This is a genomic window from Sinorhizobium psoraleae, from assembly GCF_013283645.1.
GTDB classification, from domain to species: Bacteria; Pseudomonadota; Alphaproteobacteria; order Rhizobiales; family Rhizobiaceae; genus Sinorhizobium; species Sinorhizobium psoraleae.
The window spans coordinates 34,451-46,130 of sequence record NZ_JABEKV010000010.1 but is presented as its reverse complement, the minus strand read 5'-3'; the positions used below and the strand labels follow the sequence as shown (position 1 = coordinate 46,130).

Annotated in this window: 9 protein-coding genes; 7 read left to right on the top strand and 2 right to left on the bottom strand. The window is 62.0% G+C overall.

All coding sequences use genetic code 11. The features are described 5' to 3' along the window. Positions 1 to 131: 131 nt before the first annotated feature. Entirely contained in the window at positions 132 to 1,382 is a 1,251-nt protein-coding gene (locus ILFOPFJJ_RS30610; protein WP_173514252.1) for a glycosyltransferase family 4 protein, read from the bottom strand. Positions 1,383 to 1,538: 156 nt separating this feature from the next. Then, positions 1,539 to 2,108, bottom strand: a complete 570-nt coding sequence (locus tag ILFOPFJJ_RS30605; RefSeq protein WP_173514251.1) for a MarR family transcriptional regulator — start codon at positions 2,106 to 2,108, stop codon at positions 1,539 to 1,541. Positions 2,109 to 2,316: 208 nt separating this feature from the next. Between ILFOPFJJ_RS30605 and ILFOPFJJ_RS30600 the strand changes: the two genes are divergently transcribed. The 7 genes from ILFOPFJJ_RS30600 (at position 2,317) to ILFOPFJJ_RS30570 (ending at position 11,675) form a co-directional block, all read left to right on the top strand. Then, positions 2,317 to 4,086: a type I secretion system permease/ATPase gene (locus ILFOPFJJ_RS30600; RefSeq protein ID WP_173514250.1), complete on the top strand. Its 1,770-nt coding sequence runs from the start codon at positions 2,317 to 2,319 to the stop codon at positions 4,084 to 4,086. Continuing rightward, entirely contained in the window at positions 4,083 to 5,504 is a 1,422-nt protein-coding gene (locus ILFOPFJJ_RS30595; RefSeq protein ID WP_173514249.1) for an HlyD family type I secretion periplasmic adaptor subunit, read from the top strand. The genes ILFOPFJJ_RS30600 and ILFOPFJJ_RS30595 overlap by 4 nt, the downstream gene beginning before the upstream one ends. Before the next feature lie 277 nt (positions 5,505 to 5,781). Then, a complete protein-coding gene (locus tag ILFOPFJJ_RS30590) occupies positions 5,782 to 6,441 on the top strand; it encodes a calcium-binding protein (RefSeq protein WP_173514248.1) in 660 nt (219 codons plus the stop codon). A gap of 134 nt (positions 6,442 to 6,575) precedes the next feature. Next, entirely contained in the window at positions 6,576 to 8,831 is a 2,256-nt protein-coding gene (locus tag ILFOPFJJ_RS30585; RefSeq protein WP_173514247.1) for a glycosyltransferase family 2 protein, read from the top strand. Next, positions 8,828 to 9,673: a class I SAM-dependent methyltransferase gene (locus ILFOPFJJ_RS30580; RefSeq protein ID WP_173514246.1), complete on the top strand. Its 846-nt coding sequence runs from the start codon at positions 8,828 to 8,830 to the stop codon at positions 9,671 to 9,673. The genes ILFOPFJJ_RS30585 and ILFOPFJJ_RS30580 overlap by 4 nt, the downstream gene beginning before the upstream one ends. Continuing rightward, on the top strand, positions 9,670 to 10,932 hold the full coding sequence (locus ILFOPFJJ_RS30575) for a glycosyltransferase family 4 protein (RefSeq protein WP_173514245.1): 1,263 nt from the start codon (positions 9,670 to 9,672) through the stop codon (positions 10,930 to 10,932). The genes ILFOPFJJ_RS30580 and ILFOPFJJ_RS30575 overlap by 4 nt, the downstream gene beginning before the upstream one ends. An 11-nt stretch (positions 10,933 to 10,943) precedes the next feature. Continuing rightward, positions 10,944 to 11,675: a hypothetical protein gene (locus ILFOPFJJ_RS30570; protein ID WP_173514244.1), complete on the top strand. Its 732-nt coding sequence runs from the start codon at positions 10,944 to 10,946 to the stop codon at positions 11,673 to 11,675. Positions 11,676 to 11,680: the final 5 nt, after the last annotated feature.

Genomic DNA, 11,680 nt, shown 5'->3' with positions numbered 1-11,680 from the left:
AATTTTCATGACAAATGAATAACTTCACTCGCCGAATTCATCTCGGAAAACATATCTAGGTTTTCTGCAGCGCACAATAAGAATTTTTTGAGATCTAGACTTTTATTATACTTCAAAAGTTGAAGCAATATTCAAGCAAACTGCGATTGCATCGAAAGCGGCGCGCTTTCGCCGATTGCCTTGCCGATCAATGCCAGTTGACGCGCGAGGCAATCTTCCAGCCGGAACCGCTGCTCGACCGTCCTGCGCGCTGCGGCGCGCAATTCGTGGAAAGCGTCCGGCCGTGCCAGCACGTCGAGAATGGTTTCGGCGAGCGCATCCGTGTCAAAAAACGGGACCAGTAGACCATTCCGGCCCGAACGGATCACCTCCTGGACCGGTGCGGTATCCGATCCGATGACCAGAGCACCGCAAGCCATTGCCTCCACGACCGACCAGGACAGAACGAAGGGATAAGTGAGGTAAAGGTGAGCGGCTGAAATCCGGAAGAGCTGGCGCAGCACGGAATGGGGCACGACGCCGGGAAAGATCAACCTGTCGCGCGGGACGTCCAGCGATTGAAGAAGGTGCTCCTTCCAGGAGCCCCCGCCCGGGGGCGGCGCACCGTAGCTCACGCCGTCGCCGCCGACGAAGACGAAGAGCGCGTCCGGATGTTGCCGGACGACCTTGGCGGCGGCCTCCAACGCCTGCGGAAATCCGCGATAGGGCTCCAGGTCGCGTGCGACGAATGTGACGATTGGCGGGGCGCCGGCCTTGAGCACGCGCCCGTCCGGAAGCTTCAGCGAAGCTGTCGGATCGGGGCGGAAGCGCCGTGTGTCGATCCCCTCGTGGCACACCGCGATGCGGTGCCGTACATCGGAAGGATAGAGGCTCCTCTGCCAATTGGTCGGGCTGATGCCTCCGTCCACCGCTTCGAGCGACAGGAGCTGCGCGGCGTTGCGAAGACGCAATCTCTTGCGGGTCTCCGAATCGGGCTGATCGTCAGGGGCAAAGCCGACATCCGCCCCCTCCGCCCGATAAAAGAATTCGCAGTACCCGAGTGCGGGTGTACGTGGCAGCACATCCTTTACGAACATCATGCTGCCCCAGCCGATATGGCCGAGGACGATGTCGGGGACTTGGCCAAGGCGCGCCATGGCTTCGAAGGTCTCGGCGACCCGATGTCCGATTCGCACGTGATGGTCGGGAACACCCAAATGGCGCGCGATCTGCGGATGCGCGCGCGGACCGGGCTCCGCTCGATGTCGAACGACCCGAACAGAGGGAATTTTCTGATCCACAGTTTCGGTGACGAGGGTCACCTCGCTTCCCGCCTCGGCCAGATGAGAAGCCAGCGCGGCGAACTGGCCAAAACCACGACGGTGTACAAACGCTACATGCATGTTCTTGACCATTCGCCCACTAGATCACGATGATTTTAGGTCGGATCGACCTGAAATCATGAACGTGATCGATTCCAATGAGTTAGCGCGGGATGCGGGCGGAAAACCGCACGCACTTTTCCTCATCCCGCGCTGGGATTATGCGTTGGAGGCACGTCAAATGCCGTAGCGAGCGGCATTGCCCCAGACCAGTTCGAGCCGGTGCAGCGTCTGGAAGGCGGTCTCGAGGTTCCGTCGATCCTGCTCTCCATGGCTGAGGGCGCGCTCATAGGACTTTGCCGCTTCCCGCAGGGCAGTGCAGAGCTGCCTCCCCTTCTCAGACAGCCTGATGCGGGCCGACCGCTTGTCACGCTGGGAGGCGATCCGGTCGATATAGTCCCCGTCGGCGAGCTGCTTGAGGTAGTAGGAGATGTTGGAACCGACATAATGGCCGCGGTCGAGGAGCTCTCCTACCGAGAGTTCGGCCTCACCGATGACCAGAAGAACCATCGCCTGCGCCGACCCAATGTCGTCGACGCCGAGCTTGGTCAGTTCCGTGCGCAACAGCCCGGAAAATCGCCGGCTCGCCCGCTCCATGACACGCGCCAGCTCGAAATATGTGATCAGAGATCTGTCTCCGTCCTGATCGCGCCCGGGGTCCGGAGTATTCCTGGTGGTATCACCCTCGGGCTGGACCACCATGGCATCTCCGAAGTCTGCGAACGGATAGAGAATCCTGTGATTCATTCCTCTCTCCATTAGGGAATTTACTTCATTATCCGGGAATTTACTTCAAAAATTGAAGCAAATTTCATGACGCCCCAGTCCCCGAATTGCATGTCTTGAGCAAGCGATCTTTATTGTGTCACACTGATCCCAGCAATACTGTGATTTGAGTGAATCTGAACCGGATCGCTCCTCAACCCCGCGGATGCTTATATGCAGAAAATCGCCCATGCGTGATACTGTTCGAAATAATATGATTAGCAAGGGTCAAATCGGCCCGGCATCGACGCAAAATGGAACAATCAACCCTAAGCTGCTGGTCTTGCGAGCACGGCGTGTATTCGTCGTGACGCTTCTTTATGCAGCTCTGCTCAGCGCCTGCATCAACCTCCTGCAACTCACCATGCCCCTCTACATGATGCAGGTACATGACAGGGTGTTGAACAGTCAGAGCATGGATTCGCTCGTCATGCTGACCATCCTGGCCCTTGGCGCGCTCGTTGTTTTGGGCGTCCTCGACTACATCCGCGCCCTCACATTCCAGGCGATGGGCGGCTCCGTCGTGCGGTCGCTGAACCTGCCGGTCCTTACGGCCGCGGTGCAGGCTTCCGCCGGTCAGGGACTTACCCGGGCGGCACAGTCGCTGCGGGACCTCACGGAGCTGCGCGGTTTCCTTACCTCGTCGGCCGTCAGCGCCCCTCTCGACGCCGCCTGGTCGCCCATCTTCCTGGGCGTTCTCTTTCTGCTGCACCCCCTCTTCGGGGTGATCGGTGCGGTTTCAGTAGCGGTGCTTGTCTGCTGCGGCCTCATAACCGATCTCTTGACGCGTCAGCTCATGAAAGAGGCAAGCCAGGCTAATATTGAGGCAGTGTCGAAAATAGGTGCGACATTACGTCACGCCGAGGCCATTGAAGCGATGGGCATGCTGCCTGCGCTCGCGAAACGGTGGCGCGCGGCGCAGCTGCACGCGCTTAGCGTGTTGGAAACCAGTGGAAGCAGAAGCCGGGCGATGGCCTCTATAACGCGCAGCCTCAGGTTTTCCATACAGGTGGCGTCGCTCGGCGCCGGTGCACTTCTGGTGATGCGGCAGGAAATCTCGCCCGGTGCGATGATGGCGACGACCATCCTTGTCGGGCGCCTTCTCATACCTTTCGATTCGGTCATCGAGAACTGGCGGCAATGGGTATTGGCAATCGCAAGCTGGCGCCGAATCGAAGCCGCACTGAATGAAGACCTTGCAGTCCGTCAGACGATGCCGACGCCGCGCTCCGAAGGGGACCTGGTCGTCGACAAGCTGGTTTATGCCGCGCCGGGCTTGGACGTTCCGATCATCAAGGGCGTCTCCTTCTCCCTCTCGCCTGGTGAGGTGCTGGGCGTCGTCGGGCCTTCCGCCGCCGGCAAATCCACTTTGGCGCGGCTCCTCGTAGGCATCCAGAAGCCGACGACGGGCGGCGTATTCCTGGACGGCAACAACGTCTATCTCTGGGAGCGCGGCTCATTCGGGCAGATGACGGGCTACCTCCCGCAGTCGGTTTCCCTGCTCGAAGGGACGATCCGCGAAAACATCGCCCGCATGGAAGAGAGCGACCCTTACAGGGTGCTCGAGGCGGCGCGGCTTGCCGACGTGCACGACATGATCGGACGCCTGCCGCTCGGCTACGATACGCCGGTTGGTGATGGGCAATTGACACTCTCCGGCGGGCAAAGGCAGCGCATCGCGCTTGCTCGATGCCTCTACGGCCGCCCGCGCCTGATCGTGCTCGACGAACCGAACGCCAATCTCGATGCGATCGGCGAGCGGGCTCTTATCCGCGCGATCGACCATGCGCGCAACGATGGCGCCATCGTCGTCATCATCGCCCACAGGCCAGCGATCATGCAGGTCGCAGATAAACTGCTCGTACTGGAAGGCGGCCGCATTGCCCAGTTCGGCCCCCGCACGGATGTGGTCGCGTCCATGATGCCCGGCGAAACACGACGCGAAGGAACCGCTTCATGACGAGCAAGCCTACATTGCCCGCGAGTGTCGATATGCAGCCCTTGGCCCCGACCGGCAATCCAGATCGCCGCCTGCCCGTGAGCGCCGCACCGCCGCTGCACGTCAGTGCGCTGGAACTCGAGCTTGCCGAGAGCACTCATTCCCCCGTCCGACGCCTCGTTATCGCGGGACTGGCGACGATCCTGGTCGCTTTCGGCGGTTTTTTCGGCTGGGCGTTTTCTACGGAACTCAGCAGCGCGTCGGTTACCAGCGGGACCATCGTCGTCGATTCGAAGCGCAAGACGGTCAGCCATTTCGAGGGCGGCGTCCTGAGCCGCCTTCTCGTCCAGGAGGGCGATCATGTCGCCGCTGGGCAGACTTTGATCAAGCTCGAGGATACGCGCGCCCGTTCCGACCTGCAGGCATTGCAAAGCCGGCGCGTCGGCCTGATCGCGAAACTGGTCCGCCTCAGGGCAGAGCAGGCAGGTGCAATGGAATTGAGCTTTCCCGGCGATCTCGCCGGCGCCGGCGATGCCGCCGCTAAGGACGCCATCGCCGCGGAAACGGCATTCTTTGAGAAGCGACGCGAGGCGAAGAACGGGCGGCTAGAGATCCAGCGCAAGACCATCGAGGAATATTCGGAGAAGGCGAAATCGCTCGGCGCGCAGCTTCAGGCGACGGACCGCCAGATCGAGCTCGTAAATGAACAGCGGGCGGCAATCGCCACCTTGGTGGACAAGGCCTTTGCGCAGCGCTCGAAGCTCATCGAGATCGACGCCAAGCTCAGCGAGCTTGCCGCAACGCGCGGCGAGCTTGCCGGTGACAAGGCGCAGGCGCAGAAGGCCATGGCGGGTGCCGAACTTGCGTTGATCGGTATCGAAAGCGATTTTCAGTCGGAGATCGCAGGCGAGATCACCACGGCGCGCCTTGAGCTTGCGGATGTAGAGGAGCGGATCACGGCCGCGAAGGATGTGCTTCGTCGCCTCGAGATCCGCGCGCCCCAGGCAGGCGTCGTCGCCAATATCCAGTTGCGCACGTCGGGCAGCGCCGTGACGCCGGGCCAGCCGCTGCTCGACATCGTCCCCGGGGATGAGCCGTTGCTCGTGGAGATGCATGTCAGCACGCGCGACATCGACAGCATCGCGATCGGCTCCAAGGCGCAGATCCGGCTGACCGCCTATAACCAGCGCACCCATCTGCCGGTCGACGGCAAGATTAGCTATGTCGCCGCAGACCAGTCGGTGGATGAGAAGTCCAACGTGGCCTATTACGTGGCACGGGCGCAGATCGTGCCGGAGTCGCTCGCCGCGAATCCCGATATACGACTCTATCCAGGCATGCCCGCCGAGGTGCTGATCGTGCACAAGCCGCGCTCGGCGATCGATTATCTGGTTTCCCCAATTACAGACAGCTTCAATCGTGCGTTCAGGGAGGATTAAGGGTATCTCTCCACATGAACCAAGCATCAACACAATTTACTTTAAATTTTGAAGCGATTTACGGACATCGCTATAGCAATTACTCCTAAAAATATATTGTACCAATATTGACACACGGCGGCGGATGATGACCGAAGTACGTAACAAACAACAAGAATAGGCCGATTTATTTTTGAACACCGTGTTGCCTTCTGTTTTATTGCAGTGCACACTCCGGCTCGCAATCCTCGGCTCCGTGCCGATGACGCATGCATCAAACGACGAAGAGGAGAAGCAGATGGCCACTTTAGAAGGCGGCGCATACGACGACGCCCTGTTTGGCTCTCGCTTTGACGATTTCATCCGCGCCCGCGGCGGTGATGATTTCGTCAACGGGGGCAAGGGGCACGACATTATCTTCGGTGACGAAGGTAATGACTTGCTGTTCGGCGGCGACGGAAACGACACCGTATTCGGCGGCGACGACGCAGATATTCTCTATGGCGAAAAAGGCGATGACATCCTGCTCGGCGGGTCGGGTGACGACTTGCTTTATGGCGACAAGGGCAACGACATCCTCCTTGGCGGCGAAGGCAACGACTTCATGGTCGGCGGCAAGGGCAACGACATCCTGATCGGCGGCGCCGGAAACGACATCATTGATGGCGGCGAAGGCGACGATCTCCTGGCCGGTGGTCAGGGCAGTGACGTCTTCGTCTTCGACGGAGGCGGCGGCAACGACGTCATCCTCGACTTCACCCCCGGCGAGGACGTGCTGCAGATCTCCAAGGGCATCAACGGTCTCGATATCGCCTCGCCCGAGGACCTGGCTTCGCGCATCACCCAGGTCGGCGGCAATGTCGTCATCGATCTCGGTCATGGCGATACCCTGACGCTGGTGAACGCGGACGCCGACGATATCCAGGCCAACCCCGAGAACTACTTCACGGTCCACTAACAGGTTGAGATGCGGGATGCGGGCCGGGAAGGCCACGCTCACTTTTCTCATCCCGCTCCTGGTTCGAATCGGTGCGCCCCGCCCTCCTCCCCGCGGGGCGTGCCCTTCCCTTCAGCAGTCAAGAGGAGTGGCGTGTGACGTTCGACGACCGTACGAGGGGCGCCAGCTGTATTTTCCAGAATGCCGAGGCCTTTCGCATCAGCTCCGATGTGGCCGTCCTGATCCGGGATATTCCGGCCACGCTGACCGGCGCGGTCAAATCCACGCTCGTCATGCCTGAGCAACCGGTCCCGCTTGTCAGCACGACGCTCCCGCTTGCAGATGGGGGCCAGCGCGTCCTTTGGGCCATGCGGCCGGGCAGGGAGCCGCAGCGCGCGCAGATCGCCGTTGAAAGCAGCGCCCCCCAAACGTTTCTCCTGCGGCCGATCACTGAACTCCCATGCCTTGATGTGGACGCCCTGTTTGCCGATCTTTCGCCCGAGGGGTGCATCAAATTCCTGAACAATCTGCTGACGGCATGGCGAAGCGCGTTCCGCCTTTCCAGGGACCAGCTCTTCATCGCCGTCGTCGAGGACGCGCTACACGCGCTGAAGGCGCGCCCGCGGCCCGCCAATATCGTCTGTGCGGTCACCGAGGGGCGGTATCTGGTCGAGACAGCGATCAGTCGCGATTTCGGCGACATCAGCGCCGTCTATGCTCTCGGCGCGAATGCCGTCCTGCCGTTGCCTTCGCAAGTGGTCGTCGGCGGCCATCCGGAGCAGGGCGTGCGGCCCTGCCATCTCATCATCGAATCTCCCCGGGCTCCCCGGCCGTCCTTCTTCGTGTTCCTGGGAAAGAAGGGCGTCGCCGTCCGCGAGCTGTCCGCCCTCACGCCGCGTTACGCCAATCTTCAGAAGTGGTGGACCGAACATGGCGGCGCGCCGGCACTGCGCGAGTTTGTCGTACGGTGGCTCTCGGGAATGCCGGAGGGTGGCGCGGCGACAGCGATAGACCTGCAGCTTCGGCGACCGCTGCCGGCGCGGCAGATCGGCAAGTCCGCAATGCACCCTGCCGCGGAGGTCGATCTGGCGCTGGCGCTTTCCGGCGGCCTGCTTTCCGGCGGCTGGTTCCATGATCCCGCATCCGCCCTCGCCGGCATCGACTACCTGAAAGAGGACGGCACGGCAGTGCCGCTCGACGGAAACTGGCATGCGTTTCCCGCCTGGGCTCGTGGCGCGGATGAAGGCGCCAGAACCGACGTGACCGGCTTCGTTGCCTGGCTGCCGCTGAACGAACCATTGGGCGCCCTCCTGCAGCCGCGTTTCCAGATGCGACTCGCTTCGGGTGCGGTGAAATCACTCGTGCCGAAGCCCCAGCCTTTCGAGCCTGCCGCTCAACGCAACCGCATCCTTCGCGCAGTCCCGCCACAGCACGCGGTCGATGAGGCTTTCCGGACGATCCTCGCCCCGGCCCTCCAGGACGTGGAGCAGAGACTGGGCAGGACCATAAAGGTCGACTACGTCAAGGACTATGGCATGCCCCAGAAAGCACCTATGGTCTCGATCGTGGTGCCGCTATACCGCGTCCTCGATTTCCTGCGTTTCCAGCTCTCCGGCCTGGCGACAGACCCGTGGGTCGCGAGCAATACGGAGATCATCTATGTCCTGGATTCGCCAGAAATCCAGGACGAGACGGAGCATCTGCTCGGCGGTCTGCATCTCCTGCACGGACTGGCGATGAAGCTCGTGGTGATGAGCCGCAACGGCGGCTATGCGCGGGCCTGCAACGTCGGTGCGCGCTTCGCACGCGGCTCGGTCCTCGTCATGCTCAACTCCGACGTCGTACCGTCAGCGCCCGGCTGGCTGCAGACGCTCGCGCTGCCGCTGCTCGAACAGGAGGCGCTCGGCGCCATCGGACCGAAGCTTATCTTCGAGGATGGTTCACTCCAGCATGCCGGGCTCTACTTCGCCCGCGATCGGCGCGGCGTCTGGCTCAATCACCATTTCCACAAGGGCATGCCCGGAGACTACGCGCCGGCCCAGGTCCACCGTGCCGTTCCGGGTGTCACAGGCGCATGCCTGGTCACCCTGAGGGACACCTATGAGCGTGTCGGCGGTTACACGGAGGACTACGTCATCGGCGATTACGAGGACAGCGATCTTTGCCTGAAGATCCGCAGGTGCGGCCTTGAGATAGCTTATGAGCCGTCGGCGTGCCTCTACCATTTCGAGCGCCGGTCGATCCGCCGGAGCCAGGACTACATGCGCGGCGTTGCCAGCCAATACAACGCCTGGCTGCACACGGAGCGCTGGGATGCGGACATTGACGAGCTGATGGCGGACTATCTCGGCGGCGCCGGTGAAACGGTTGCGCCGTTCAGCGTTGAAGCCACAGCAAGGAGCGCCGCATGAACGAGACATTCCGTCGCGAGGAGAGCGCGCCGGTGACGGCGCTGTCCGCCCACGAGGAACATATCCAGTGGCTACAGGAGAGTTGCCTGAAGAACCGCTTCCTGCCGCAACCGGCGCCGGACAGTGTTTTCGTCGGCGATGGCGACTTCAAAGCCGTTGGCACCGAGTTTCTCGGTCACTTCATCCGGATGGGAGGGCTGCAGCCGGAAAGCCGCGTGCTCGACATCGGTTGCGGCATTGGTCGAATGGCAGTCCCCCTCACCCAATATCTCGATCCCGACAAGGGGCGCTACAACGGGATCGACCCCGTCGAGGGAGGCATCGCCTGGTGCCGCCGCTTCGTCACGTCAGTCTATCCGAGCTTCGCCTTCCAGCGGGTCGACATCGCGCATGAACTCTACAATCCGCAGGGCAAGATCAGCGGCAAGGCGCTGAAGCTGCCCTATGCCGATCGCCACTTCGACTTCGCGATCATGACGTCGATCGTCACGCACCTGCCGCCGGACGAGGTGCTCGTCTATCTAAGCGAGATCGGCAGGCTCCTGAAACCGGGCGGGCGCCTCTTCATGACCGCCTTCGTGGTCGAGCCTATTGCCGCAGCGAACGAAACAGGCAGACGCGATCCGCGTCTCGCGTTCCAGCGCGATGGCGATGGGCCCTGCTGGTTCGTGCCCGATCTGCCGCGCCTGGCAGCGGTCGGTTTTGATGACGGCTTTCTCGACGGCGCTCTCAACCGTGCCGGCCTCTCTACCGCCTTGAAGTCTTTGGGCTCCTGGCGCGGACAGGCGGCGGACCATTACCAGGACGTGTTCGTAGCCGAGCGTACCGGAGGCGGACGATGAGCAAGCGCATTCTCGTTGCCGCTCACAACCATCCCGCCCTCCACCCCGGAGGCACGGAGATCTTCGCGCACGACCTTTTCCGTGCCTATCAACTCGCGGGCTGCGAGGTGCTCTTTCTCGGTGCTACGAACCAGCTCCACCGTCAGGCCCGACCGGGCACGAGCTTTCAGGGAATTGGTCCTGCGGGAGACGAGGTGCTGCTATGGTCCGGTCACTTCGATCGCTTCTTCATGAGCCAGATCGATCTCTATGGTGTCGTTCCGGACCTGACGGAACTCCTGAACGACTTCCGCCCGGACGTAGTGCACATCCATCATCTGCTCCTGCTCGGGGCCGAATTCCCGCATATTGTCCGTCGGACACTCCCGCATTGCCGGATTGTCATGACGCTGCACGACTACTATCCCATCTGTCACCATGATGGGCTGATGGTGCGCACCGGGGCGAAGGAACTCTGCCACGGCGCGAGCGCCGACCGCTGCCATGCCTGCTTCAAGGACATACCGCTCGATCGGTTCGCGCTGCGCGAGCGTCATCTGAAGGCCCTCTTGAGCACAGTGGACCGTTTCGTGGCGCCGAGCCATTTCCTCAAGCAGCGCTTCGTCGAGTGGGGGCTCGCCGAAGATCTGATCAGCGTCATCCCGAACGGTCTGCCACGGCGAAACACGCCCGCGGAAGCGAAGCGGATCGTGAATGATCGGCCGGTTTTCGGCTATTTCGGTAATCTCAATCCGTGGAAAGGCATAACCGTTCTGCTCGAGGCGGCGCGACAACTCATTGCCGAGGAACTCCCGTTCGAGCTGCGCGTCCATGGCGGCGCTCCGTTCCAGAGCGAAAGCTTCGTCGACGAGATCACGCGCTTGTTCAGCGAGACAGCACCCGTCGTGCAGCAACGCGGCCCCTACCGGCGGGAGGATGTCGCTAATCTCGTCGCCGCCGTCGACTGCACGATCGTCCCTTCCATCTGGTGGGAAAACGCCCCGCTGGTCATCCAGGAGGCGCAGGCCCTTGGGCGGCCGGTCATCGCCAGCAATATCGGCGGCATGGCCGAGATGATCGAGGATGGATTGAACGGCCTCACGGTGGCACCCGGAGATCCTCGTGGGCTGGCTTCTGCCATGCGCCGGATCGCCGATGACCCCGATTTGCGGCGCCGCCTCTGCGCAAATGCCCGCGTGCCCGACGACATCGACACGACCGCACGGCGCTATCTCGACCTGATCGACGCGATCGCACCTAAGCGGATCGAAGCGGCTTAGGGAGAAAATCGATGGCTGTTGTTGCCGAGAAATCAAGCGCCGCACCGGAACAGGACAACGCGAAGCCTATGACGGGCCGAGTGGATGCAATCGATCAGGGCCGGGTCTACGGCTGGGCGTTCGACCCGGGAGCGCCCGACAAGCGGCTCATCATTCGCGTCCTTCTCGACGGCAGCGTGATTGCGGAGGAGATCGCCGACCGCAACCGTTCCGATCTGAAACGCAACGGCATCGGTGACGGCAGTCACGCCTTCGAGATCGCGCTGCCGGAGACGGTCGCTTCACGTGCCGCCGATCTTGTCGTGATGGCCTTGGACGGTCGCGGTGTCGAGCAGAAGCTGCGCGTACCGCGGCCCGACGAGCAGGCAGCCGAGGCGCTCATCGCCGCGCCGCTGACGAAGGTTCTCGACAAGCTCGACATCCTGATGGCGGCGCAGCGGCAATTGCAGGTTTCTCAGCGCTCTCTCCTGCGCACGCAGATCGACGAGGGCGGCGAGGGCGAGCCGGTTGGGCTTACCGCCATCAGCGATGCCGTCGCAAATCTGAGGACGGAAGTTACACAGAGGTTGAGCGATCTCGACGTCCATCTGATGCGGCTCGACGGTGTAGTGGCGACGATGGAAAGGAACCTGAGTGCCTTGCAGAAGCGTTCGAACGGAGAGCTGAAGCCCCTGCTGCTGCTGCTCTTCGTTCTCGTGGGTTTCGCCACAGGCGCTGCCCTCGCGCTGTTAACGAGGGTCTGAGGGGC